The sequence below is a fragment of the Streptomyces scopuliridis RB72 genome (assembly GCF_000718095.1).
Classification (GTDB): Bacteria; Actinomycetota; Actinomycetes; order Streptomycetales; family Streptomycetaceae; genus Streptomyces; species Streptomyces scopuliridis.
The window spans coordinates 124,819-149,392 of the sequence record NZ_JOEI01000018.1; the positions used below are offsets into that span (position 1 = coordinate 124,819).

20 protein-coding genes, 1 tRNA gene and 1 pseudogene are annotated in these 24,574 nt (G+C 69.8%); 10 read left to right on the top strand and 12 right to left on the bottom strand.

Going from position 1 to position 24,574, the window contains the following annotated elements; translation table 11 throughout:
- Positions 1-88 precede the first annotated feature (88 nt).
- Both IF11_RS0123040 and IF11_RS0123045 read left to right on the top strand, forming a co-directional pair.
- On the top strand, positions 89-478 hold the full coding sequence (locus IF11_RS0123040) for a guanyl-specific ribonuclease (RefSeq protein WP_030353597.1): 390 nt from the start codon (positions 89-91) through the stop codon (positions 476-478).
- 38 nt (positions 479-516) lie between these two features.
- A complete protein-coding gene (locus IF11_RS0123045) occupies positions 517-903 on the top strand; it encodes a barstar family protein (RefSeq protein WP_030353598.1) in 387 nt (128 codons plus the stop codon).
- Between the two features lie 31 nt (positions 904-934).
- Here the strand turns inward: IF11_RS0123045 and IF11_RS0123050 are convergent, their stop codons facing one another.
- On the bottom strand, positions 935-2,464 hold the full coding sequence (locus IF11_RS0123050) for a HEAT repeat domain-containing protein (RefSeq protein ID WP_030353599.1): 1,530 nt from the start codon (positions 2,462-2,464) through the stop codon (positions 935-937).
- A 65-nt stretch (positions 2,465-2,529) separates the two neighbouring features.
- Positions 2,530-3,432, bottom strand: a complete 903-nt coding sequence (locus IF11_RS0123055; protein ID WP_030353600.1) for a hypothetical protein — start codon at positions 3,430-3,432, stop codon at positions 2,530-2,532.
- Between the two features lie 378 nt (positions 3,433-3,810).
- Between IF11_RS0123055 and IF11_RS39185 the strand changes: the two are divergent.
- Positions 3,811-4,518: pseudogene (locus IF11_RS39185) on the top strand (S1 family peptidase); the annotation flags it as partial.
- A 36-nt stretch (positions 4,519-4,554) separates the two neighbouring features.
- Here IF11_RS39185 and IF11_RS0123070 read toward each other — a convergent pair.
- On the bottom strand, positions 4,555-6,309 hold the full coding sequence (locus IF11_RS0123070) for a glycoside hydrolase family 35 protein (RefSeq protein WP_030353601.1): 1,755 nt from the start codon (positions 6,307-6,309) through the stop codon (positions 4,555-4,557).
- A 192-nt stretch (positions 6,310-6,501) separates the two neighbouring features.
- Here IF11_RS0123070 and IF11_RS0123075 point away from each other — a divergent pair, with 192 nt between their 5' ends.
- From IF11_RS0123075 to IF11_RS0123090, 4 genes are all read left to right on the top strand, one after another.
- Positions 6,502-7,413, top strand: a complete 912-nt coding sequence (locus tag IF11_RS0123075) for a helix-turn-helix domain-containing protein (RefSeq protein ID WP_030353602.1) — start codon at positions 6,502-6,504, stop codon at positions 7,411-7,413.
- Positions 7,400-7,774, top strand: coding sequence for a chorismate mutase (locus IF11_RS0123080; RefSeq protein WP_051746146.1), 375 nt, complete (start codon positions 7,400-7,402; stop codon positions 7,772-7,774). Before IF11_RS0123075 ends, IF11_RS0123080 begins: the two co-directional genes overlap by 14 nt.
- Before the next feature lie 78 nt (positions 7,775-7,852).
- Complete coding sequence (pepN, locus tag IF11_RS0123085) at positions 7,853-10,378, top strand: aminopeptidase N (RefSeq protein WP_030353604.1); 2,526 nt, start codon at positions 7,853-7,855, stop codon at positions 10,376-10,378.
- Between the two features lie 267 nt (positions 10,379-10,645).
- Positions 10,646-12,055: a lysine N(6)-hydroxylase/L-ornithine N(5)-oxygenase family protein gene (locus IF11_RS0123090; RefSeq protein WP_030353605.1), complete on the top strand. Its 1,410-nt coding sequence runs from the start codon at positions 10,646-10,648 to the stop codon at positions 12,053-12,055.
- A gap of 30 nt (positions 12,056-12,085) precedes the next feature.
- Here IF11_RS0123090 and IF11_RS0123095 read toward each other — a convergent pair whose 3' ends face one another.
- The gene (locus tag IF11_RS0123095) at positions 12,086-13,897 is read right to left on the bottom strand and encodes a bifunctional metallophosphatase/5'-nucleotidase (RefSeq protein ID WP_030353606.1); all 1,812 of its coding nucleotides are present in this window, start codon (positions 13,895-13,897) and stop codon (positions 12,086-12,088) included.
- A 273-nt stretch (positions 13,898-14,170) separates the two neighbouring features.
- Here IF11_RS0123095 and IF11_RS0123105 point away from each other — a divergent pair, with 273 nt between their 5' ends.
- Both IF11_RS0123105 and pyk read left to right on the top strand, forming a co-directional pair.
- A complete protein-coding gene (locus IF11_RS0123105; RefSeq protein ID WP_030353607.1) occupies positions 14,171-14,908 on the top strand; it encodes an SIMPL domain-containing protein in 738 nt (245 codons plus the stop codon).
- Between the two features lie 109 nt (positions 14,909-15,017).
- Positions 15,018-16,451 carry a pyruvate kinase gene (gene pyk, locus IF11_RS0123110; RefSeq protein ID WP_030353608.1) on the top strand — a complete coding sequence of 478 codons (1,434 nt, stop codon included), beginning with the start codon at positions 15,018-15,020 and terminating at the stop codon, positions 16,449-16,451.
- Positions 16,452-16,498: 47 nt separating this feature from the next.
- Here pyk and IF11_RS0123115 read toward each other — a convergent pair.
- Positions 16,499-16,573: transfer RNA gene (locus IF11_RS0123115), tRNA-Leu, on the bottom strand.
- A gap of 99 nt (positions 16,574-16,672) precedes the next feature.
- Here IF11_RS0123115 and IF11_RS0123120 point away from each other — a divergent pair.
- Positions 16,673-17,329: an ANTAR domain-containing response regulator gene (locus IF11_RS0123120; RefSeq protein WP_030353609.1), complete on the top strand. Its 657-nt coding sequence runs from the start codon at positions 16,673-16,675 to the stop codon at positions 17,327-17,329.
- A 95-nt stretch (positions 17,330-17,424) separates the two neighbouring features.
- On the opposite strand, the gene IF11_RS0123125 is transcribed toward IF11_RS0123120, so the two are convergent.
- The 7 genes from IF11_RS0123125 to IF11_RS0123155 form a co-directional block, all read right to left on the bottom strand.
- Entirely contained in the window at positions 17,425-18,141 is a 717-nt protein-coding gene (locus IF11_RS0123125; protein ID WP_030353610.1) for an ABC transporter ATP-binding protein, read from the bottom strand.
- Positions 18,138-19,022, bottom strand: a complete 885-nt coding sequence (locus IF11_RS0123130; protein WP_030353611.1) for an ABC transporter ATP-binding protein — start codon at positions 19,020-19,022, stop codon at positions 18,138-18,140. Before IF11_RS0123130 ends, IF11_RS0123125 begins: the two co-directional genes overlap by 4 nt.
- Before the next feature lie 5 nt (positions 19,023-19,027).
- Positions 19,028-20,728, bottom strand: a complete 1,701-nt coding sequence (locus IF11_RS0123135) for a branched-chain amino acid ABC transporter permease (RefSeq protein WP_030353612.1) — start codon at positions 20,726-20,728, stop codon at positions 19,028-19,030.
- Positions 20,729-20,733: 5 nt separating this feature from the next.
- Positions 20,734-21,666, bottom strand: coding sequence for a branched-chain amino acid ABC transporter permease (locus IF11_RS0123140; protein WP_030353613.1), 933 nt, complete (start codon positions 21,664-21,666; stop codon positions 20,734-20,736).
- A 99-nt stretch (positions 21,667-21,765) separates the two neighbouring features.
- A complete protein-coding gene (locus tag IF11_RS0123145) occupies positions 21,766-22,995 on the bottom strand; it encodes a branched-chain amino acid ABC transporter substrate-binding protein (protein ID WP_030353614.1) in 1,230 nt (409 codons plus the stop codon).
- Between the two features lie 414 nt (positions 22,996-23,409).
- Entirely contained in the window at positions 23,410-23,868 is a 459-nt protein-coding gene (locus tag IF11_RS0123150; RefSeq protein WP_030353615.1) for a hypothetical protein, read from the bottom strand.
- A 116-nt stretch (positions 23,869-23,984) separates the two neighbouring features.
- Positions 23,985-24,464 (bottom strand): PaaI family thioesterase, encoded by a 480-nt coding sequence (locus IF11_RS0123155; RefSeq protein WP_030353616.1) that lies wholly within the window; start codon positions 24,462-24,464, stop codon positions 23,985-23,987.
- Positions 24,465-24,574 lie beyond the last annotated feature (110 nt).

Below are 24,574 nucleotides of genomic sequence, written 5' to 3' on the forward strand. Positions count from 1 at the left end.
TACGTTGGCGGGCCGGTTGGTTAACTTCCTGGAAATTCCGCACAGTTGTTATTGACGTGTACGCGTCTACGCGCGTCATCATGGGGGCATGCGAATTCCCCCACGGATCGCCACCCTCGGTGGCATCGCCGCTCTGGCCTCCACCCTCCTCGTCGGCGGAGTCACCGCCACCGCTACCGCCGCCCCCACCGCGGTCGGCAGCATCTGCTACTCCAGGCTGCCCGTCCAGGCCCATGACACCCTCGACCTCATCGACGCGGGCGGGCCGTTCCCGTACCCGCAGGACGGTGGCGTCTTCCAGAACCGGGAAGGCATCCTGCCGAGCCAGTCGACCGGCTACTACCACGAGTACACCGTCAAGACGCCCGGCTCCTCGACCCGCGGCGCGCGCCGCATCGTCACGGGCAACAAGACCAATGAGGACTACTACACCGCCGACCACTACGCGTCGTTCTCGCTCGTCAACTACAGCTGCTGACCGGTCGTCGACCGGAACCGGAAGGTAACCTCCGTCCCATGACGGTGACGTATGTGATCGACGGGGCGGAGGTCACCGGCCTCGAAAGCTTCTGGCAGGTGATCGGCGCGGCCGTGAACGGGCCCGGCGGATACTTCGGGAGCAATCTCGACGCGCTCGCCGACTGTCTGCGCGGCGGGTACGGAACGCCGGACGACGGCGACTTCGTCATCGAATGGCGCCGGCACGAACTCTCGCGCCGCGCACTCGGCCAGGAAGAGACCGTGCGTACGCTCCAGCGGCGGCTGGAGCGTGCGCACCCTGACAACAGGGCCGCCATCCAAGGGCGGTTGGACGCCGTCCGGGCCGGCGGTGGTCCGACCGTCTTCGACGAACTGGTGCGACTGATCGAGGAAGAGGCGCCCGGGGTGCTCCGGCTCCTCTGAAAACGCTTAAAACGCCAGGCCGAACGGCCCGTCAGCGGCGGCGCGGGAGTGTCCGCTCCAGGCGCCGTCGCTCCGGGCCGTGCGGTACGTACCGCACGGCCTCCAGCGCCGTCCTGCGCGCGTATCCCTCCGGGTCTTCGTCCCCGAGGATCCGGGCCAGCGCGTCGACCGCGCGCGGATCGCGGCGGGCCGCCAGCCCCTTGGCCGCCTCGGCTGCCGTATGCGCGTCCGGGTCGTTCAGCCGGGCCGCCAGCGCCTCGCGCAGCTCGCGTGTGTCCGCGTCCAGGCCCGCCAGCGCCACGACCGCGCGGGCCCTGACCGACGCGTCCGCGTCCCTGCTCAGCAGCGTCAGCGCCCAGAGCGCGTCGCCGTCATCACCCGGTACGAGCCCGGTCAGCGCGAGGGCCGCCCGGCGGCGTACCCCGGAGTCCGGGTGGCCGGTGTGGCGCAGGATCTCCGGGAGCGCGTCCGGGTCGCCGTACTGGCCGAGCGCCACCACGACCGCGCGGACCAGCTCCGGTTCCACGGCGTGCCGGGACAGTTCGCGCAGCAGGGGCACCGCGCGCGCGGCGAACGGACTCTCCCCGTCCGCCGCGCCCAGCCGCGCCAGCACATCGGCGGCGAAGGCCCGCCGCAGCGGCTCGTCGCTCGCGCACCACGCGGCGGCGGCCTGAAACGTCTCCTCGTCGCCGCGCCGCCACAGCGCGGACACCGCCTCCGTCCAGTCGTCCCTGCCGGGGTCCCCGCAGTGCAGGGCCCGCCCCGCCAGCTCCTCGTAGGGCGTCGGAATGCCCAACTCCGTTTCGAGTATCGTCGCGACGGCGGCGTGCCCGGTCTGCTGCTCGCGGCCGGCCACCGGCTCGCCGTCCCGCAGCAGTTCGACGACGACGGTCTCCGAGCCGTCCTCCTCGATCCGGCGCACCACCGTCTCGTAGCCGTCGCCGTAGGCGCTCAGCAGCCCGGCCCGCAGCTCCTGTTCCACATCGCGGGTCAGCCAGCGCCGCGCCTCGGCGAGCGCCGTGTCGCGCGTCCGCGCGTACACCCCGTCCGGCGCGCCCGCGCCGTAGCGCAGCAGGACCCGCACGGCGGGCGCGGACCCGCGGCGGGCGGCCAGCAGCAGCGGCGGCTCGCCGCCGGGGCCCGGCAGATCGGGGTCGGCGCCGTACTCCAGCAGCGCTTCGACGGTGTCCGCGAAGCCCTGTACGACCGCCCAGGCGACCGCCGTGAAGCCGAACTCCTCGCGGCCGTCGGGCGGCGCGCCGGCGGCGAGCAGCGCACGGACGACCTCGGTGTGCCCGCCGCAGGCCGCCCCGCACAGCGGCAGATCTCCGCCGTCCCGGCCGCTGGCCCGGCGGGGGTCGGCGCCCGCCGTGAGCAGCAGCCGTACGAGACCCGGCTCGTCGCTGACCGCCGCGCGGTAGAGGATCGTTTCGCCGTCCCCGTCGGCCGACTCGGCGGATACGCCGGCGCGCAGCAGCCGTACCACCGTGTCGTCGGCGCCGCCGCCGACCGCCGCGAACAGCTCGTCGACGCCCGCGCCCGCTGTCGGCTCATTCGTCATGCTTCGACCCTACGTTCGCCCGGGTTCCGCCGTCGCCCGGGATACGGGAGGCGAGGCCCGCCCGCTCAGGTGTCGCAGTCCAGCACGCTCCCGCACAGTCCGCACCGCGCCCGCACCCGGCCGCGGACCGGCACCCGGATGCGCTGGAGGCAGGTGGGGCAGGGGAACGAGACGCGCAGCCCGTCCGCCAGCCGCTCGAAGGCGTACGGCGCGTACGGCGCGGCGGGGACGGGCGTGGCGCCCGCGTGGTCCAGCGCGTAACGGCGGTCCTTGGCGTAGCGGTGCCGGCCCGACCAGCCGGCGGTCGTCAGCGGCGGCTGCTGCTCGTCACGCAGCGACTGCGCCCGTCCTTTCGTATACGACGTGTACCCCTGCGGGCTGGTGAACCAGATCCGGGGGTCCTCGTCGAACACGAGCGCGCGCTTCGCCAGGACGTAGCCGAACTCCTCGGGGGTGAGATAGCCGAGTTTCTGGCTGGAATCGCGGTCCTCGCGGTAGGCGTCCAGAAGCAGCCAGCCCGCGCCCAGATAGGTCGTGGCGGTGTCGGTGAGGATCTCGTTGTCGCGGGTGCCGGGGAAGGAGAGGCCGAGACGGTGCAGCAGGACATGGGTGATCTCGTGGGCGAGCGCCGCGCCGATGTCCCTGCGATGGGTACGGAAGCGGTTGTTCAGCTCGATGAAGTACTCCGGCCCGGCGGTCAGCTCGACATTCGCCGCGTGCTCCATGTCGCGGAAGCTCACGATCACGCGCGCGTCCGGCAGCCGCAGCTGCTGGACCAGGACGTGGGCCACGCGCTGGGTGCCCAGATAGAGATCGTCCACGTCGGAGAAGGCGACATCGGCGGGGGCCACGCTGGTGGGGTACGCGCGGATTCCGTCGGCCGAGAGCCGCCGGTAGAGCGCTGTGATGGCCGCGCGCGCCGTGTCGAGATGCGGGTAGCCGTGCTGGACCTCGCCGCCGTTCGTCACGTCCGTACCCCCTGCGTCCCGCGGCTCCGCGTCCGGTATTCCCCCGCGCGGGACGGCCCGGGCCCGCTCGCCTCAACTGTACGGGGGCACCCCGGGCGCCGGAGGGGCACGCCCGGCGGGCGCGTCCGTTCAGCGGACGGCGCGTCTGATCGGTGGACGGCCTGTCTGACCGGCGGACGGCACGTCCGATCAGAGGACAGTGGCCGACAGCTGGCCCTGTCGGGTGGCCGAAAGCAGGTTCTTGTGGCGTGGCTGATCCCCTCCGCATAATCCGGATCACGCTTTCTTGTCGGGCTCATGCCAGCGCTACGCAACGCGCGTTGACCGGAGCCCGGCCCGTGTGCGAATCCCTCATGCCCCCCCACGAAAGGCAGACCGTTGAGCATTCTGGGTGTCCTCAAGAGAACCGCCGCAGCCGGCGCCGTCGTACTCGCCGCCATCAGCCTCCAGCCGTCCTCCGCCTCCGCCGCGCCCGCGCCGGTCGCGCCCAAGACCCAGGCCGCGGCGCCGCTCGCACCGCCCGTCGTCGGCGGCACCCGTGCCGCCCAGGGCGAATTCCCCTTCATGGTCCGGCTCTCCATGGGCTGTGGTGGCGCGCTGTACTCGCCGACCATCGTGCTGACCGCCGCGCACTGTGTGAGCGGATCCGGTAACAACACCAGCATCACCGCCACCGCCGGTGTCGTCGACCTCCAGAGCACCAGCGCCATCAAGGTCAAGTCCACCAAGGTGCTCCAGGCCCCCGGCTACAACGGCGCGGGCAAGGACTGGGCGCTGATCAAGCTCGCCGCGCCCATCAACCTGCCGACCCTGAAGATCGCCACCACCACGCAGTACAACACCGGCAACTTCACCGTCGCCGGCTGGGGTGCGGCCACCGAGGGCGGCGCCCAGCAGCGCTACCTCCTCAAGGCCACCGTCCCGTTCGTCTCCGACGCCAGCTGCAACGCGTCGTACGGCGGCGAGATCATAGCGAGCGAGGAGATCTGCGCCGGGTACGCCCAGGGCGGCACGGACACCTGCCAGGGTGACTCGGGCGGTCCGATGTTCCGCAAGGACGACGCCGGAGCCTTCATCCGGGCAGGTGCTGGACGGTTGGTCCAACACCTGCCCCGCCTGTGTTCAGTACGTGGCGAGCTGTACGTACGGCTGGCCCGCGCCCTCCAGCTCCAGCACCCACACCTCGTTCCCGCCCTCGCGCAGCACCGGACCGGGCACGTACAGCGACTCCTGCGGGCCCCGCGACCAGTAGCGGCCCAGGCAGTGGCCGTTCACCCAGACGAAGCCCCGGCCCCGGGAGGGGAGCGTGAGCCGGGCGTCGCCCGCGCCCGCGACCTCGAAGGCGGCGCGGTAGAGCCCCCGTCCCCCCTCGCCGTCCGGCTCGCGGAACGGGACCCCCGCCACCGCCCGCGCGTCGTCGAAGGCGTCGAGGCGCAGGCCCCGCGCCCGTACGCCGTGCAGATACTGGCGCTCGTGCAGCACCCCGCCCGTGAGGCCCTTGGACTCGCCCAGCCGCGGCCCGTAGTTGACCCGGCCCAGCGACTCCACCCAGATCTCGACGGACGCGGGCCCCGCCACCGGCTTGGCCAGGGCCGCGGTCTCGCCGTCGAGCACCTCCGCCCGTACCCCGTCCACGTACACCACGGCCAGATCGCGCAGCCCGGCCAGCATGAGCGTCCGGGGCGTCCGGGGGCCCGGGACCTCCAGCCGGTAGCGCACCAGCCCGCGGTCCACGTCCAGTTCCTCGAAGGTGGGCGGCAGCGCCGTCTGCGACTCCGGTCCGCCGAGCGTCTCCATGACCTCGGCCAGCGGCGCCCACGCGGTGAACTCCGCGCGTACGGGACCGGCGAGGGCGGGCCGAGGCCGCGGCGGTTCGGGCGGCGGGCCGCTCCGGTAGGCCGCCAGCACCTCGCGGAACCGCCAGAACTTCTCCGTCGGCCGGCCCGCCTCGTCGACCGGCGCGTCGTAGTCGTACGAGGTGACGTCCGGTTCGAGCGCGCCGTCGTTCAGCTCACCGGCCCGGTTGGCGCCCGCCCAGCCCCCGGCGTTCGTACCGCCGTGCGCCATATACACATTGACCGAGGCGCCGGACTCCAGGATCTCGCGCAGCGCGCCGGCCGCCTCCGCCGGATCCCGTACGGCATGCGCACCGCCCCAGTGGTCGAACCAGCCGCACCAGAACTCCATGCACATCAGCGGCCCGTCCGGGCGGTGCCCGCGCAGCGTCCTGAAGGCGTCGCGGGCGCCCGAGCCGAAGTTGACCGTCGCCAGCAGCCCGGGGACCGAACCGCCGGTGAGCATATGGTCCTCGGGGCCGTCCGAGGTGAACAGCGGTACGGAGATCCCGCACGCCCGGGTCAGCTCGGTCAGCCGGGCCAGATAGACCCGGTCGGAGCCGTAACTCCCGTACTCGTTCTCGACCTGCACCATGATCACCGGACCGCCCCGGCCGATCTCGCGCTCGGCGACCTGGGGGAGCAGCTCGCGGTACCACCGCTCCACGGGCGCCAGGAATCCGGCGTCCCTGGTCCGTACCCGCGCGCCCAGCGGGCCGGTCAGCCAGTGCGGCAGCCCGCCGTTCTCCCACTCGGCGCAGATGTACGGGCCCGGCCGTACGATCGCCCACAGCCCCGCCTCGCGCACGGCGTCCAGGAACCGGCCGAGCGCGGCCACGTCGTGGTAGCGGCCGGGCTCCGGCTCGTGCAGATTCCACGGGACGTACGTCTCGGCACAGTTGAGGCCCATGGCGCGCAGCATCCCGAGCCGGTGGCCCCACAGCTCCTCATGGACCCGGAAGTAGTGCAGCGCGCCGGAGAGCAGCCGCACCGGCCGTCCGTTCAGCAGAAAGTCCTCGTCCCCCACCATGAACTCAGCCACCGGCTCAGTCACCGTCCCCGCTCTCCCGTCCCGCGTTCGTTCTCGTGTCTTCTTCGTCCGGTTCCGGACCGTGGTCCACCCTCTCCCTCTGGCGGTGGCACGGTCCATGGACAAAGATCACCTCTGTTTGGACGCGGCGGACGCGACCGGACGACCGGGCCAACGGACGATGAACAGGCGAGGTGGGAGCGGATGTATCACACCTGGATGCGGTACTTCACTCCCAGCCCGGTCCACCACCGGCTCGGGCTCGTCTGCCTCGGCGTCGGACTCCAGCACGGCCGCCTGCCGACGGTCGGGCCGCGCACCCTCGATCACCATGTGGCGGTCGTGATCAGCGCGGGCAGCGGCTGGTTCCGCGCGGCCGACGGGCGGCGCACCCCCGTCACCGCGCCCGCGTTGCTCTGGCTGACCCCCGGCATCGCGCACCACTACGGGCCCGACGAGGAGCACGGCTGGGACGAGAGCTTCGTCGACTTCACCGGACCCGCCACCGCCACGTACACGGAACTCGGCTATATCGAGCCGGACCGGCCCGTCGTACCGCTCTCCGACGCGACGGGCGCGCGGGCGGCCATCGCGCGGATCGCCCGCGCCGCCCGCCGGGGCAACCCGCTGCTCGAAGTCGAGACCGGCGCCGCCGTCCATGAACTGCTCGTCGCGCTGCGCCGGGCCCGCGCCGACACCGACGCCGAGGGCGACCCGGTCCTCCAGGCGCTGGCCCGTGACGCCTGCCGGACGCTCTCGGTCGCCGAGCACGCGGCCCGCCACGGCATGACCCCCGCCGAACTGCGCACGGCCGTACGCAGGGCCGCGGGCTGCAGCCCCAAGGACTATCTGCTGGGCATCCGCCTCGGCCGCGCCAAAGAGCTGCTCGCCGCGACGGAACTGCCGGTCGCGGCGGTGGCGCGGCGCGTCGGGTACGACGACCCGGCGTACTTCTCACGGCTGTTCACCCGCCGCGTCGGCATCCCGCCCATCCGCTTCCGCGACCAGCAGGGGCGCGCCGTCCCGGGCGGCTGGAGCAACGAGATCCCGCATCCTGATCACCCGCCGACCATCGCGCCGTGCTCCTCTACGCTGCTGGACCATGACCAAGAGTGACCCCGGAACCAGCCAGCCCGGCACGGACGCCCCCAGTACCGATCAGCCCGGCGTCGACGAGGCGGTGCGGGCCGAGCTGAACCGCCTCCGCGAGTCCATCGACAACATCGACGCGGCCGTCGTCCATATGCTCGCCGAGCGCTTCAAATGCACCCAGCAGGTCGGCGTCCTCAAAGCCGAACACCAGCTGCCGCCCGCCGACCCGGCCCGCGAATCCCGCCAGATCATCCGGCTCCGGGAGCTCGCCGCGAGCGCCAGACTGGACCCGGCCTTCGCCGAGAAGCTCCTCAACTTCATCATCGCCGAAGTGATCAGACACCACGAGACGATCGCGGGCGAGACACGGGACAGCACCGGCTGACAGCCCCCGCCGCACGTGCGCTCAGAGCGCAATGAACCCTGATGCGCCGCTCGCGGCACATCGGGCAGCATGGCCCCCATGTCCGTACTGACGCGCGACGAAGCGCAGACCCGAGCCCAGTTCCTCGATGTCCACCGGTACACGATCGCACTCGATCTGACCACCGGCGAGGACACCTTCGACTCCCGCACCGTCATAAAGTTCACCGCTCAGGCTGCCGGAGACACCTTCGTCGAACTCAAGCCCGCCACCCTGCGCTCCGTCACGCTCGACGGCCGGCCGCTCGACCCGGCGGCGCTCGCCGGGAACCGGCTCCCGCTCACCGGGCTCACCGCCGGGGAACACGAGCTGCGCGTCGACGCCGCGATGCGGTACTCCCGTACCGGCGAGGGCATGCACCGCTTCACCGACCCCGCCGACGGCGAGACCTACGTCTACACCCAGCTGTTCATGGACGACGTCCAGCGGGTCTTCGCGGCCTTCGACCAGCCCGATCTCAAAGCCGTCTTCGAGCTGACCGTCACCGCGCCCGAGCAGTGGACCGTCCTCGGCAACGGCGTCGCCACCCGGACCGAAGGGCGCCACTGGACCCTCGCCGCCACCCCGCTCATCTCCACCTACCTCGTCGCGGTCGCCGCCGGACCCTGGCACTCCGTACGCACCGAACACGCCGGGCTGCCCTTCGGCATCCACTGCCGGCGCTCCCTCGCGCCCTACCTCGACGCCGACGCCGACGAGATCCTCGACATCACCCGCGCCTGCTACGACCGGTACCACGAGAAGTTCACCGAGCCGTACCCCTTCGACTCGTACGACCAGGCGTTCGTCCCCGAGTTCAACGCCGGCGCCATGGAGAACCCCGGACTCGTCACCTTCCGCGACGAGTTCGTCTACCGCTCCGCCGTCACCGACACCGAGCGCCAGACCCGCGCCATGGTGATCGCCCACGAGATGGCCCACATGTGGTTCGGGGACCTCGTCACCCTCGCCTGGTGGGACGACATCTGGCTGAACGAGTCCTTCGCCGAGTACATGGGCTACCAGACCCTCACCGAAGCCACCCTCGCGGGGTCTGGGGGGAATCCCCCCAGAAAATGGGGCTCCGACACCTGGGTCGACTTCGCCATCGGCCGCAAATCCTGGGGGTACGACGCCGACCAGCGGCCCTCCACCCACCCCGTCGCCCCCGACCCCGACGCCGTCCCCGACACCGCCTCCGCGCTGCTCAACTTCGACGGCATCTCCTACGCCAAGGGCGCCTCCGCGCTGCGCCAGCTCGTCGCCTGGCTCGGCGAGAAGGACTTCCTCGCCGGCATCAACACCCACTTCGCCCGGCACAAGTTCGCCAACGCCACCCTCGCCGACTTCATCGACTCCCTCGCCCAGGCCACCGACCGCGACGTACACGCCTGGGCCGGGCAGTGGCTGCGCACCACCGGCGTCGACACCCTCACCCCCCGGATCTCCGGCACCGACACCGGCTGGACCCTCGACGTCGTACGCGACGGCAGCCGCCCGCACCGCGTCACCGTCGGCGCGTACGACCTCGACCGCGCCGACCCGGCCCGGCTGACCCGGCGCGACCTCCTCGCACTCGACCTGCCGCTGACCGAGCCCGTCACCGCGGCCGGGCACCGCCCCGACCTCGTCGTCCTCAACGACGGCGATCTGACCTACGCCAAGGTCCGCCTCGACGCCGTGTCCTGGGACACCGCGCTGCGCGCCCTCTCCGGTGTCCCCGACCCGCTGACCCGCGCCGTCATCTGGAACGCCGCCCGCGACATGGTCCGCGACGGCGAGCTCGCCCCCACCGCCTATCTGGACGCCGCCCGTGTCCATCTGCCGCGTGAGACGGACCTCGCCGTCGTCCAGGGCGTCCTGGACTTCGCCGCCCTTCAGATCACCGACCGCTATCTGTCCGACACGGACCGCCCCGCCGCGCTCGCCACCCTCACCGCGATCTCCCGCGACCTGATCCGCCGCACCGAGGATGGCGAGGACCCCGGGCTGCGCCTCACCGCCGTACGCCACTTCATCGACGCCGCCGGCCGGCCCGGCGCCCTCCTGGAATGGCTGGAATCAGGCAGTGTCCCCGGCGGCCCCGAGCTCGACCCCGAACTCCGCTGGCGTGTCCTCACCCGGCTCGCCGTCCTCGGCGCCGTCGACCCCGACGTCATCGACGCCGAGCTCGAACGCGACCCCAGCGCCACCGGCCAGGAAGGCGCCGCCCGCTGCCACGCCGCCCTGCCCGACCCGGAGGCCAAGGCCCGCGCGTGGGCCGGGCTCTTCGAGACCGACAACCTCTCCAACTACCTCTTCACCGCCATCGCCAAGGGTTTCTGGCAGCCCGAACAGGCCGCGCTGGTACGGGAGTACGTGCCCCGCTACTACGCCGACGCCGTCGCACTCGCCGACCGGCGCGGACCGGCCATCGCCGACGCGGCCGGCCGCCACGCCTTCCCGCTGTACGCCGTCGACGAGGAGTCACTGCGCCTCGGCCGGAAGTGCCTGGACAGCGCGGAGATGATCCCGGCGCTGCGCCGCAAGCTCGCCGACCAGCTCGACGACCTGCACCGGGCGCTGCGGGTCCGTACCGCCTCCTGACCGCTCCGCCGCCGGTTCCGGGCCGCCGCCGGTTCCGTCCGGGGCCGGTTCCGGTCCGGGGCCGGTGGCCGATCCGCCCGTGATCCGGCGTACGCCTACACGCTCACCCGCGTCGCGCACGCCGGATCCGCGAGCGTTTTCAGCCGACTTCCCGCGTCCTTCGCCGGGCGCCAATACCCCTCGCGGGCGGGCTCGTTGTGCTTCGTAGGCACCACCACCAACCCCGGACCTCCCGGGTGCCCGACTCGTGGAAGGCAGCACCCGCCGATGACCGCCCAGCCAACCGACCTCACCCAGCCCCGCGACCTGGTGGGTGTCGGCATCGGCCCGTTCAATCTCTCCCTCGCCGCACTCGCCGACGGAGTCCGCGGCGGACTCGCCACCACCTTCTTCGACCAGAACCCCGTCTTCCGCTGGCACCCCGGCCTGCTCATCGACGGCGCCAGCCTCCAGGTCCCCTTCCTCGCCGACCTGGTCACCCTCGCCGACCCCGCCAGCCCCTGGTCCTTCCTCAGCTATCTGCGGGCCCGCGACCGGCTCTTCCCCTTCTACTTCGCCGAGCGCTTCCACATCCAGCGCGCCGAATACGACGCGTACTGCCGCTGGGTCAGCGAACAGCTCCCCGGGCTCCACTTCGGCCACCAGGTCGACGCGGTGCGCTGGAACCCCGAACGCGACCTGTTCGAAGTCGACTTCACCCAGCTCGACCAGGACGGCGAGGTCGAAGCCCTCGGCCGCGCCCACGCCCGCCATATCGCCCTCGGCATCGGCACCGAGCCGTACATCCCCGACCCGCTCAAACCACTCGTCGAAGCCCCCGCCGCGCCGGTCATCCACTCCTCCGACTATCTCGACCACCGCGACCGGCTGCTCGCCGCCGGACACATCACCGTCATCGGATCAGGACAGTCCGGCGCCGAGATCTTCCTCGACCTGCTGCGCGCCAGGCCCACCGGAGCCGAGAAGATCCACTGGCTGGCCCGCACCGAAGCCTTCGCGCCCATGGAGTACTCCAAGCTCGGCCTGGAACAGTTCACCCCCGACTACACCCGCTACTTCCACGCCCTGCCCGAGCATGTACGCGACGAGCTGATCCCCCGGCAGTGGCAGCTCCACAAGGGCATCGACGCCGACACCATCGCCGCCATCCACGACGAGCTGTACCGGCGCACCCTGCACGGCGGCTGGCCCGACGTCGTCCTCACCCCCGGCGTCTCCGTCCGTACCGCGGGCCGCATCGCCACGACCAAGGTCGAACTCCATCTGGAACACGCCCAGCAGGCATCCAGGTCCCGGCTCACCACCGACGCCGTCGTCCTCGCCACCGGCTACCGGGAGCGCCCCCTCGACCGGATCCTCGCCGGACTCGACCCGTACATGCGCCGGGACGGTTCAGGACGCCCCCGGATCGACCAGCACCACCGGATCACCCTGGACCCGGAAGTCACCGGCTCCGTCTACGTACAGAACGGCGAACGCCACACCCATGGCGTCGGCGCGCCCGACCTCGGGCTCGCGGCCTGGCGCAGCGCCACCATCCTCAACCACCTCACCGGCAAGGAGTCCTACCCCCTGCCCCGGCGCACCGCGTTCACCAGCTTCGGACTCGACGGACGGGACCGGACCCGCACGGTGCCCGCACCGAGGGGTCTGGTCCCGCTCACCGAAGTACGGTGACAGCGGCCGAAGCGCCTGACGACCGGTGGGTCAGAAGACCGGCGTGCCGTCCCGCGTCAGCTTCCAGTCCACCGAGGCGAACCGCGCCGGATCGACCGTGCCCGCCGACTGCACCCACCCGATGATCGTGTTGCGGATCTCGTCCGAATTGGCCCACAGCTGCTGCGCGCCGGCCACATGCGGGAAGTTCCCGCCGCCGCTCGCCCGGTAGTTGTTGACGGCCAGTACGAACTTCGCCGCCGGGTCCAGATCCTTGCCCTCGAACCTGAGGTTCACGATCCGCGACCCGGCCGGCTTCGCTATGTCGATCTCGTACGTCAGACCGGACACCACGTCATAGTTGTAGTCCGGCGTGTTGCCGGCGTTCGTCAGCTTCGACGTGTCCACCGGCGCACCCGCCGCCGTCTGCACGTAATACCGCGCCGAGAACTCCAGATACTCCCTGATCTGCGCGCCGGTCAGCAGCCGCGCCTCCATCGTGTTCTCGAACGGGTACAGCCCCGCCGCGTCCTTGATGGTCACCTTGCCGGCCGGGATCGCCGCCGTACGCGAGAAACACGACGCCTGCGACAGCACCGGCAGCGCCGCCCACTCGCCGCCCGCCAGCGCCGCCTTCACCGTCTCCGTCTGCACATGATTGATCAGATCGATGATCGGCTCGTCCTTCCACGGCGCGTCGACCGTGGACATGGCGGCCGTGGACGTACCGATCACCTGATTGACATACGCCACGACCTTGCGGTGCTCATCGGAGAGCAGCCCGGTGATCTTCTTGTCCTCGGGGACCGTATTGGAGTTCAGGACCTGCGAGCCGACCTTCTCGACCGTCCAGGAGCCCCGCTCCCACACCAGGTCGAAATCGAAGAGCGTCAGCCGCTGGCCCCACTTGAGCGGCTCGGACAGGACGACGTCCTTGCCCGTCTTCTTGTTGACCACCCGGCGCTCCGGGATCTCGGCGTGCGCGTGCCCGACGAGAATCGCGTCGATCCCCGGCACCTGCTCCGCCACCAGCGTCGCGGCGTTCTCCACGTACGGCACCTGATCGCCGTACGAGGACGTCCCGCTCGTACCGGAGTGCGCGGAGACGATGACGACGTCCGCGCCCATCGAACGCAGCTTCGGCACCCACTTCGCGGCCTGCTCCTCCAGACCCGGGAACGTCATCTTGCCCTGGACGTTCGCCTTGTCCCAGATCGCGATGCCGGGGTTCGTCAGCCCGAGGATCGCGACCCGCACATCACGGCCGTGCGGCGTCCGCAGCTTCTTGATCACATACGGCGCGAAAGCCGGCTTCAGCGTCTTCGCGTCCAGCGCGTTGGCACCGAGCAGCGGGAAATGACACTGCTCCTCGAACTTCCGCAGCACCGGAATGCCGTAATTGAACTCGTGGTTGCCGAGCGCCGCCGCGTCATAGCCGATCGCGTTCATCGCCTGCGCCATCGGATGCACCGGACCGCGCTTCGCGGTGATCGGGTCGACCTTGGCGTAGTAGTACGACAGCTGGGTGCCCTGAATGGTGTCACCCGCGTCGATCAGCAGCGTGTTCTGGCGGCCCTTCTCCTTACGGATTTGGTCGACCAGCGTGGAGATCTTCGCCAGGCCGACATCATTGTGAGCGGAGTCGTCGAACTCCTTGTCGGTGAAGTAGTCCCAGTTGAAGACATTGCCATGGAGATCGGTGGTCCCCAGCACGGTGAACGAGTACCGCTTGGGCGGACGTCCAGTGACGGGACCTTGAGCCTGGCCGGTGGCCTCCGCCGGGACGGTCGCGCCGCCCACCAGCGCCACACTCGCGCCGGCGACAGCCGAACTTCCCAGGAACGTCCTACGGTTCAGCGGCATTTCCTTCTCTTCTCCCTCGGAACATTGCACAACGCGCGTAGATTCTGGCCCAAACGCGACGTCGGCAACACCCCCGCAGGGTTTCGATCAGATGACTGCCGGTTGTCGCATGGCGCTACAGCACCCGACTGTCGTACCCGGGTGCGAGAGTGGAGACGTAGCCGCGGTCGCAGCCGGAGCCGCGATCGCAGCCGCGGTCGCAGCCGGAGCCGGAGCCGAAGCCGCAGCCGAAGCCGCAGCCGAAGCCGCAGTCGTCCAACGAGGGAGCCGCCCGTGACCACCGCCGACACACCGACCCCCGCCGCGCCCTACGGCACGCCCGAGACGCCGAGGGTCGCGGTCCGCGGCGAAGCGCGGCTGGAGGTCGACCCGGAGATCGCCAGGATCGGCATCGCGGTCAGCGCGCGCGGCACCGACCGGCGCACCGCCCTCGACGACCTCACCCGCCGCAACGGAGAAGTCCTCGCGCTCGTCAAGTCCTACGGCGACGCCGTCGAGAAGCTGGAGACCGGAGCGTTCTCCATCAGCCCCGAACTCACCAAGCACGGCCGCGGCGAACGCATCCGCGCGTACCACGGCCGAGTTCATCTCACGGCCGAACTGGCCGACTTCACCGCTCTGGGGGAACTCACCACCCGGCTCGCCGACCTCGAACTGACCAAGGTCAGCGGCCCCTGGTGGGCCCTGCGCCCCGACTCGCCGGCCCACGGCGACGCCCGGCGCCAGGCCGTACGGGAAGCCGTCCAGCGCGCCCGCGAATACGCCGAAGCCCTCGGCGCCCAGCTCGCCGCGCTGGTCGAGCTGGCCGACCTCGGCGCGGAGAACACCGCCGCGTACGGACTGCCCGCCGCGCCCGGCGGCCTGCGCAGCCGCAGCGGCTACGGAGCCGCCGAGGCGGCCGAGGCCGCGCCCGCGCTCGATCTCGAACCACAGCGCCAGACCGTCTACGCGCAGGTGAACGCGCGCTTCACGATGACCCCGCCCGATTTGACGCCGAAGAAATGCTCATAGGAGCGGCCCCGCGCCCATTCAACACTTGTCAATAACCTTTCACGCAAAGGTTGTTGAGTAGTCATGCAGCGCCAATTCCCTACCGGCCGGTAAGCTCTAGGCTCGATATATGCGCCGAGCGAAGATCGTCTGTACCCTGGGGCCCGCCACCGACTCGTACGACCAGATCAAGGCACTGGTCGAAGCCGGAATGGACGTCGCCCGACTCAACCTCAGCCACGGCACCTACGCCGAGCACGAGGAGCGCTATCAGCGCGTACGGGAAGCCGCGGAAGAAACCGGCCGCAGCGTCGGAATCCTCGCCGACCTTCAAGGTCCGAAGATCCGCCTCGGCCGGTTCCGTGAAGGACCGGTACTCCTTGAACGCGGCGACGAATTCACCATCACCGTCGAACCCCTCGAAGGCGACCGCCATACCTGCGGCACCACCTACGAAGGACTCGCCGCCGATGTCACCACCGGGGAGCGCATCCTCGTCGACGACGGCAAGGTCACCCTCGAAGTCACCTCCGTCGAAGGACCCCGCGTCCACACCCTCGTCATCGAGGGCGGCATGGTCTCCGACAACAAGGGCCTCAACCTCCCCGGCGTCGCCGTCTCCGTCCCCGCCCTCTCCGACAAGGACGTCGAGGACCTCCGCTGGGCGCTGCGCGCCGGCGCCGACGCCATCGCGCTCTCCTTCGTACGCAGCGGCGACGACATCAACGACGTCCACCGCATCATGGACGAGGAGCGCCGACGGGTCCCCGTCATCGCCAAGATCGAGAAGCCGCAGGCCGTCGAGAACATCGACGGCATCGTCGCCGCCTTCGACGGCATCATGGTCGCCCGGGGCGACCTCGGCGTCGAAATGCCCCTCGAACAGGTGCCGATCGTCCAGAAGCGCGCCATCAAACTGGCCAGGCGCAACGCCAAGCCGGTCATCGTCGCCACCCAGATGCTCGACTCGATGATCGACAACTCCCGCCCCACCCGCGCAGAGGCGTCCGACGTCGCCAACGCGGTGATCGACGGCACGGACGCGGTGATGCTCTCCGGCGAGACCAGCGTCGGCAAGTACCCCATCGAGACGGTCAAGACCATGGGCCGCATCGTCGAGGCCGCCGAGGAAGACCTCCTCGCCAAGGGCCTCCCCCCGATCACGGAGAGCAGCAAGCCCCGCACCCAGGGCGGCGCGGTGGCCCGCGCGGCGGCCGAGATGGGCGACTTCCTCGGCGCGAAGTTCCTGGTCGCCTTCACCCAGTCCGGCGACACGGTCAAGCGCCTCTCCCGCTACCGCTCCCCGATCCCCCTGCTCGCCTTCACCCCGGACCCGGCCACCCGCGCCCAGCTGAACCTCACCTGGGGCGTGGAAGCCTTCCTCGGCCCGCACGTCGACTCGACGGACGCGATGGTCGCCCAGGTGGACGACCAGCTCCTGAAGATCGGCCGCTGCGACAAGGGCGACATCGTCGTCATCACGGCGGGCTCCCCGCCGGGGGTGGCGGGCTCCACGAACCTGGTGCGCGTACACCACATCGGCGAGGACGACAGTCCGAAGTAACACGGGGGCGCGGCGCGTTCTTATACGACCTTGGAAATGAAGGAAAGTGCCCCAGGTGGGATTCGAACCCACACTGTCCGCTGTTTGAGAGCGGCCTCTCTAACCAGTTGGAGTACTGGGGCCTCAGAATGCAAGGGATTGGGGTCCCCCGCTCGGGCCTACTTTACCGCAGCTCGGTAGGCTCATGGGGAGCAGCACCCTGTCTGGAACGAGGAGCCCCCGTGACCGCCCCCGAGTCGCCCCAGCCCGTCGACGATGACGACAAGTCGCACGTTCCGCCGCTGACGACGCGTGTCGTCATCGCCGAGGACGAGGCGCTGATCCGTCTCGATCTCAAGGAGATGCTTGAGGAAGAGGGTTATTCGGTCGTCGGCGAGGCCGGCGACGGTGAGCGGGCCGTGGAGCTCGCGCGGGAGCATCGGCCGGATCTGGTGATCCTGGATGTGAAGATGCCCGTCCTGGACGGGATCTCCGCGGCCGAGAGGATCGCCGAGGAGTCCATCGCGCCGGTGCTGATGCTGACCGCGTTCTCGCAGCGTGATCTGGTGGAGCGGGCGCGGGACGCGGGGGCGATGGCGTATCTCGTGAAGCCGTTCAGCAAGAGTGATGTGGTGCCGGCCATCGAGATGGCGGTGTCGCGGTTCACGGAGCTGAAGACGCTGGAGCGGGAGGTCGCGGATCTTACGCTGCGGCTGGAGACGCGGAAGCTGGTGGACCGGGCGAAGTCGGTGCTGCAGACGCAGTACGGGCTGACGGAGCCGGCGGCGTTCCGGTGGATTCAGAAGACGTCGATGGACCGTCGGATGTCGATGCAGCAGGTGGCCGAGGCGGTCATCGAGGACGCGGCGGAGAAGAAGGCGGCGAAGGGCGGCCAGTAGCCCCGCGGCTCGTACGTACCTACGTACCTACGTCAGGAGGCCCGCACCCGTTTCTCTCGGGGCGGGCCTCCTGATGTACGTCCGGTGCGCGAGGGTCAGTCCTCGCCCAGGTACGCCTTGCGTACGGACTCGTCGTGCAGCAGGTCCTGTCCGGTGCCGGAGAGCACGATCTTGCCGATCTCCATGACATGGCCCTGGTCGGCGAGTGAGAGCGCCGCCTGGGCGTTCTGTTCGACGAGCAGGATCGTCGTGCCCTGTTCGCGCAGCTCGACGATGGTCTCCATGATCTTCTGCATCATGATCGGGGAGAGGCCCATGGAGGGCTCGTCCAGCATGAGCAGCTTGGGCTGGGACATCAGCGCGCGTCCCATGGCGAGCATTTGCTGCTCGCCGCCGGAGAGGGTGCCCGCGGCCTGCTTCCGTCGTTCGCCCAGGATGGGGAAGAGGTCGTAGGCGCGCTGGATGTCCTTCTCGATGCCGGCCTTGTCGGTCCGGAGGAACGCTCCGAGCTGGAGGTTCTCCGTGATGGTGAGCCGGGGGAAGATGTGCCGGCCTTCGGGGGAGTGGGCGAGTCCCAGCGCGACGATCTTGTGTGCGGGGACTCCCGAGAGGGGCTTCCCGTCGAAGGTGATGCGCCCGCCGGAGGGCTTGAGGAGCCCGGAGAGGGTGCGCAGGGTGGTGGTCTTGCCCGCGCCGTTGGTGCCGATGAGGGTGACGACCTGGCCGGCTTCGACGCTGAAGGAGATGCCCTTGACCGCCTCGATCTTGCCGTAGGCGACTTTGAGGTCTTCGACCTCCAGGAGTGCGGTCACTTCGCGTCCCCTTCCGAACCGGTGGTGCTGGTGTCGCTGTGCGCGTCCGCTTCGGCCGCCTCGACTTCGGCGACCTCCTCGGCGCCGGGGGCGCCTTCGAAGGGGGTGCCGAGGTAGGCGGCGATGACGCGTTCGTCGCCCTGGACGACTTCCGCGGTGCCTTCGACGAGCTTCTCGCCCTGGACGAGACAGGCGACGCGGTCGCTGAGGTTGAAGATGAAGCGCATGTCGTGCTCGATGACGAGTACGGCGATGCCCTGGTCGCGGATGGCGAAGACGAGGTCTTCGGTGACGCGGGTTTCCTGCGGGTTCATTCCGGCGGTGGGCTCGTCCAGGAGCAGCAGGCCGGGTTCGCTGGCGAGGGCGCGCGCGATTTCGAGCTTGCGCTGTTCGCCGTAGGGGAGGTTGCGGGCGAGGTGGTCGGCCTTGTGCTGGAGGCCGATGAATTCGAGGAGTTCCATGGCGCGCTCATGGGAGGCGGCTTCGGCTTTCTTGAAGCCGGGGCCGCGCAGGAGTGCGGACCAGAGGCCCTCTTTGGTCCTGGTGTGGCGTCCGACGAGGACGTTTTCCAGGACGGTCATGTTGGAGAAGAGCCTGATGTTCTGGAAGGTGCGCGCGATGCCCGCCTGGGTGACCAGGTGGGGTTTGGGCGGCAGGACGGTGCCCTTGTAGCTGACTCTGCCTTCGGTGGGTACGTAGAGCCCGGTGAGGCAGTTGAAGAAGGTGGTCTTTCCGGCGCCGTTGGGGCCGATGAGGCCGACGATCTCGCCGCTGCTGACCTGGAGGTCGACGGAGCGTACGGCGGTGAGTCCGCCGAAGCGCATGGTGACGCCGGTGGCGTCGAGCACGGTGGTCCGGGTGCTCGTGGTCGTGGTGGTCATGTCGTTCACGCCCCCGCCTTGGCGGTGCTGACGCCCGCGCCGGGTTTGTCGTCGGGTACGTCGAGCTGGTCGGTCTCGTGGAATTCGAGTTGTGCGCGCCGGTTGGCGATGAGTCCTTCGGGGCGGAAGCGCATGAGGAGGATGAGCGCGATTCCGAAGCCGAGGAGCTGGTAGTCCTGGAGGAACTGGAGCTTCGCCGGGATGAGGTAGAGCAGTGAGGCGCCGATGAGGGGTCCGCTGATGGTGCCCATGCCGCCGAGGATGACGGCGGCGAGCAGGAAGGCGGAGTTCGGCGGGACCGGGCCGGCGAAGACGTACATCTCGGGGACCACGGTGTGCTGGACGTGCGCCTGTACGGTGCCGGCGAGGCCGGCGAGGGTGGCGCCGAGGGCGAAGGCGATGAGTTTGACGCGGAAGCCGTTGATGCCCATGGCGGTGGCGGCGGTCTCGTCCTCGCGGATGGCGACCCAGGCGCGGCCGATACGGGAGTTGCCCGCCCGGCTGAAGACGATCACCACGAGGATCATGGCGAGCAGCATCAGCAGGTAGTAGTTGGCGTAGGAGCCGAGTTCGAAGCCGAGGACGGTGTGGGATTCGCCGAAGTTGTACCCGAAGAAGTTGAGGTCGGGGATGTTCGGGACACCGTTGGGACCGTTGGTGATGCGGGGGCCGGAGACTCCGTCGAGGTTGCCGACGGCGATACGGAAGATCTCTCCGAAGCCGAGGGTGACGATGGCGAGGTAGTCGCCGCGCAGCCGCAGGGTGGGCGCGCCGATGAGGACGCCGAAGATCAGTGAGACGACGGCGCCGGTGAGGACGGCGGCCCAGAACGGGAAGTGGACATCGAAGACGGACGCGGTGGTTCCGGAGACGAGGGCGGCCGTGTAGGCGCCGACGCCGAGGAACGCGACGTATCCGAGGTCGAGGAGGCCGGCGAGGCCGACGACGATGTTCAGTCCGAGGGCGACGGTCGCGAAGATGAGGATGTTGACCGCGATCAGGGTGAACTGGTCGGTGTTCTGGGTGAAGGGGAAGGCCGCGGCGGCGACGAACGCGGCCGAGACGGCGATCATCCGGTACTTGGTGGTGAGCCCGTTGAGGCGGGCGATGAGGCCGGCCCTGAAGAGCGCGGTGGCGGCGAAGCCGACGGTGAGGAGGTAGCCGGTGAAGAGTTCGGCGTACTCGGTGTCGATGCCGTAGGTGAAGACGAAGAGCCCGATGGCGAAGGCGGCCACGATGATCAGGATCTCTGCCCAGGAGGGGAGTTCCTTGGGCCGCGTGGCCTTGCGGGTGTCGTCGGGGAGCAGGAAGGCCGCGACGACGGGGATGACGGTGGCGACCGCCGCGACGAATCCGCCGGGTTCGAGGTTGACGACTCCGCCGAGTTCGACCGCGATGGCGATGACGGTGAACCAGGTGGTGGCCAGGGCTCCGAGGGCGAAGAGCTGGAGCGCCTTGGTGGAGCCGGTGGGGGTGAGCCAGCGCAGGCCCTTGACGCCGAGTGCGGAGAGCGCGAAGAGCGCGATGAGCAGACCGGCGGTGAGGGTGAGGACCTGGAGGCCGCCCGGGTAGCCGTAGACGGTGAGGTCGCCGGGGAACTCGGCGGTGTAGGTCCAGGAGAGGAAGGTGCTGGCTACGGTGGCGATGCCGCCGGCGAGGGCGAGTACGCGCAACTGCGTGGTGCGGGAGGAGGCTGTGTCGGTCATAGTTCTCACGCCCGATCCGCGACGCGCTCACCGAGCAGGCCCTGTGGCCTGACGAGGAGTACGACGATGAGAAGTACGAACGCCCAGACGTTGGCCCAGGCGCCGCCGCCGAGCTGCTGCATGCCGGGGATTTCCTCGATGTAGGCGATCGACATGGCTTCGGCGAGGCCGAGGACGACGCCGCCGACCATGGCTCCGTAGATGTTGCCGATGCCTCCGAGGACGGCGGCGGTGAACGCCTTGAGTCCGAGGAGGAAGCCCATCTCGAAGTTGATCTGGCCCTTGTCGAGTCCGTAGGCGACCGCGGCGACCGCGGCGAAGGCGGCGCCGATGGCGAAGGCCATCACGATGATGCGGTCGGTGTTGATGCCCATGAGCTTGGCGGTGTCCCGGTCCTGGGACGTGGCCTGCATGGCGCGTCCGCTGCGGCTCTTGGAGACGAAGACGCCGAGGGCGAGCATGCACAGGGGGGCGAGGACGAAGATGAAGGCGTCGGCCCGCTGGATGTAGAGGTTGTCGGTCAGCTGGAAGGACTCACCCTTGAATTCGGGGAAGCTGACGGCCTTCTTGGCGTCGGGGTAGAAGGCCCAGATGAGCTGCTGCAGTGTGATGGACAGGCCGATCGCGGTGATCAGCGGCGCGAGCCTGGGTGCTCCGCGCAGGGGGCGGTAGGCGAAGCGTTCGGCGGCGGTGGCCACGGCCACCGCGGCTATGGCGCCACCTATGATCATGAGCGGGATCGCCACCAGCAGGGAGGTTCCGCCGGGGAGCCAGGTGTAGGTGGTGAGGGCACCGAAGCCCCCGATCATGAAGATCTCGCCATGGGCGAAGTTGATGAGCTGGACGATGCCGTAGACCATGGTGTACCCAATGGCGATCAAGCCGTAAAGGGCACCGAGGGCAAGGCCGTTGGCCAGCTGTTGCGGCAGTTCGTTCACCGCAGGGCCTCCGATGAGCGTGTCGGATATGACACCGCGCGAGGGCGCTGTTGCGCCCTCGCGCGGTCCGGTCGTGTTGTGGGGGCCGTGTCCGGGAGGTCAGTCCTCGAACGTGGCGCTCTTGACGTCCTTCCAGGTACCGCCTTCGACCTTGTACACGGTGAGCTGCTTGTTGGTGGTGTCGCCGTACTCGTCGAAGGAGACCTTGCCGGTCACACCGTCGAAGCTGACCTTGCTGGTGGCCTCGACGACCTGCTTGCGGGCGTCGTCGGGGAGCTTGCCGTCGTTGGCGGCGACGACGGCCTTGACGGCCTGGATGATCGTCCAGCCGGCGTCGTACGAGTAGCCGCCGTAGGCCGCGTACGGGTCCTTGTAGCCGCCGGCCGCGTAGTCGGCGATGAACTTCTTGGCGGTGTCGAGCTTCTCCACGGGGTAGCCGATGGAGGTGGCGAAGTCGCCGTCGTTCGACTCACCGGAGGCCGAGATGAAGTTCGGGTCGTAGATGCCGTCGCCACCCATGGTGGGGATCTTGGCGCCCGTCTTCTTGATCTGGTCGGAGAGCAGTCCGCCTTCGGGGTACTGGCCACCGAAGTAGACGGAGTCGGCGCCCGCGGCCTTGACCTTGTCGGCGGTGGAGGAGAAGTCGGTCTCCTTGACCGTGACGTGGTCGGTGCCGACGACCGTGCCGCCGAGGCGCTTGAACTCCTCGGAGAAGATCGCGGCGAGGCCGGCGCCGTAGGTCTGCTTGTCGTCGACGACGAAGACCTTCCGCTTCTTGGCGTCGTTGTAGTAGTACTGCGCGGCGAATTTGCCCTGGACGACGTCCGTGGCGGCCGTGCGGAAGTACGACGCGAAGGGACGCTTGAGGTCGCCCTTGGCCCAGTTGTCGCCCTGGCTCAGCGACGGGTTGGTGTTGGCGGGGGAGACCTGGAGCAGGTTGGCGGAGTTGAAGACGCCCTGCATCGACTGGGCGACGCCGGAGTTCAGCGGGCCGACGACGCCGAGGACGTCCTTGTTGCCGACGAGCTTGGTGGCGTTGGCCTGGCCGGAGGCCGGGACGGCCTGGTCGTCGAGGGCCTCGATCTTGAACTCGACGCCGGGGACCTCGTTGGTCTTGTTCGCGGTCTTGGCGGCGAGGTCGACCGAGTTCTTGATGCCCTGGCCGAGCGCGGAGAGCGATCCGGTGAGCGGCGCGTCGACACCGATGACGACGGTTATCTTGTCGCTTCCCCCGGTGCTCTTGCCTTCGTCGCGAGAACCACAAGCGGTGAGTGTGAGTGCTCCCGTGGTGATCACGGTGGTGAGGATGAGCAAGGAACGGTGTCGCACGATGAATCCTTTCCCTGGCGCGGCCTCCTCTGCTGAGGTGCCGTTCGCGTTCGCCGGGCTGCTCTGGCGGGTAGGTGGAGCGAGCCGAATGCCTGTCCGGCGGCGCGGTGACTGGCCGTGACTCTAAGCGCAGGTGAGGGGGTCGTGGAGTGGTGCGCGAAGGATGTGACTGTCTTGTTATGCCGGGGCCAACGCTTGGCGGCCACAGCCGGGGCGAATGGGGCGTTTCCGTGCTTTCTCAAAACGACCACATGGTGAGAACGCGCAGTTCCGCTAAGGTACTTGGGCCCATTTTGGTGCTGACTGCCCAATCGGGCACGGGAGGGCGGGAAAGCGGGCAGCGCGGATGTGTGTGCGGGCGGCGTGAGCGTCCTCGTTCACCTGGTTGTTACACAGCGTGATGTCGGGCGGGGGTCACGGAGGTGGTGTGCCGGTCGCTGTCCAGTCCGGTTCGCGCCAATTCTCCGAGCTGCCCGTGGCGCCGTTCGCGGCGGCGCACTTTTCCGCGGTCCTGCGGTCGATCAGAGCCCCGGCCGCCGCGCCGCCGTGCTTCGCCTGCTCGGCGCGCGCCGCGGCCACGACCTCTTCGTGAATGGCGTACTGCTCATTCGACAGCCCCTTCTGTTCCCAGTCGAGCCCTGCCCACTCGGAGCCCTTGAGGGCTTCCTTCGCCCAGTACGAGACGAGTGCGGCGCAGATCTCGGCGGGGGTGCTGCGGTGTGCGGCGGGGGTGGCGCCCGGATCGGGCGCGGCGGTCCCGCCACCGCCGCAACCGGTCAGCGCGCCGCCGAGGAGGGCGGCGCAGAGCGCGAGCGCGCGTCGGCCCGCGCATCGGCCGGCCGGGCGGAACCCGCGCTGTCCGGCCGTGGTCATGGGCGCAGGGTAGGCGGTGCTCCGGGCACGCACAAGGGCGCGTACGGGCATTCCCGTACGCGCCCTTGTCGGTGGGGCGGGTGGGCCGAGTGTTCCGGCCGTTACTTGGGCGGCGTCTACTTGGGCGCGGCGTCCGTGCCGGTTCCGGCGTCGCGCAGCAGGCAGGTCAGCCGGGCGGTGCAGACCCGCTTGTCCCGCTCGTCCGTGATGACGATCTCGTACGTCGCGGTGGAGCGGCCGCGGTGGACGGGGGTGGCGACGCCCGTGACCAGTCCGCTCCGTGCGCCCCGGTGGTGGGTGCAGTTGAGGTCCACGCCGACAGCGATCTTGCTCGCGCCGCCGTGCAGCATGGAGCCGATGGAGCCGAGCGTCTCGGCGAGGACGGCGGAGGCGCCGCCGTGCAGCAGCCCGTACGGCTGGGTGTTGCCCTCCACCGGCATGGTGCCGACGACGCGTTCCGCGGCGGCCTCGACGATCTGCACCCCCATGCGCGTGCCGAGATGGCCCGCGGAGAAGAGCGCGGGCAGATCGACGCCGAGCAGGGCGTACTCGTCGATGATCTCCTGAGGGAACTTCGTGGAGGGCTGCTCACCCATGGGCCCGGCTCCGATCGGCTGCGGTGATGGCGTACGGGGGGTGCGTGCTCTGTGCACCGTCTTGCATATCAGATGACTGAGCAAACGCTTAGCCCGGCCGCTTCATTCCG

Excerpts from the sequence above, each read along its gene's own strand:
- IF11_RS0123090 (WP_030353605.1), top strand. The coding sequence starts at position 10,646 with ATGACCGCCCAGCCAACCGACCTCACCCAGCCCCGCGACCTGGTGGGT.
- IF11_RS0123095 (WP_030353606.1), bottom strand. The coding sequence starts at position 13,897 with ATGCCGCTGAACCGTAGGACGTTCCTGGGAAGTTCGGCTGTCGCCGGC.
- IF11_RS0123150 (WP_030353615.1), bottom strand. The coding sequence starts at position 23,868 with ATGACCACGGCCGGACAGCGCGGGTTCCGCCCGGCCGGCCGATGCGCG.
- pepN (WP_030353604.1), top strand. The coding sequence starts at position 7,853 with ATGTCCGTACTGACGCGCGACGAAGCGCAGACCCGAGCCCAGTTCCTC.
- IF11_RS0123045 (WP_030353598.1), top strand. The coding sequence starts at position 517 with ATGACGGTGACGTATGTGATCGACGGGGCGGAGGTCACCGGCCTCGAA.
- IF11_RS0123080 (WP_051746146.1), top strand. The coding sequence starts at position 7,400 with ATGACCAAGAGTGACCCCGGAACCAGCCAGCCCGGCACGGACGCCCCC.
- IF11_RS0123075 (WP_030353602.1), top strand. The coding sequence starts at position 6,502 with ATGTATCACACCTGGATGCGGTACTTCACTCCCAGCCCGGTCCACCAC.
- IF11_RS0123135 (WP_030353612.1), bottom strand. The coding sequence starts at position 20,728 with ATGACCGACACAGCCTCCTCCCGCACCACGCAGTTGCGCGTACTCGCC.
- pyk (WP_030353608.1), top strand. The coding sequence starts at position 15,018 with ATGCGCCGAGCGAAGATCGTCTGTACCCTGGGGCCCGCCACCGACTCG.
- IF11_RS0123155 (WP_030353616.1), bottom strand. The coding sequence starts at position 24,464 with ATGGGTGAGCAGCCCTCCACGAAGTTCCCTCAGGAGATCATCGACGAG.
- IF11_RS0123040 (WP_030353597.1), top strand. The coding sequence starts at position 89 with ATGCGAATTCCCCCACGGATCGCCACCCTCGGTGGCATCGCCGCTCTG.
- IF11_RS0123130 (WP_030353611.1), bottom strand. The coding sequence starts at position 19,022 with ATGACCACCACGACCACGAGCACCCGGACCACCGTGCTCGACGCCACC.
- IF11_RS0123050 (WP_030353599.1), bottom strand. The coding sequence starts at position 2,464 with ATGACGAATGAGCCGACAGCGGGCGCGGGCGTCGACGAGCTGTTCGCG.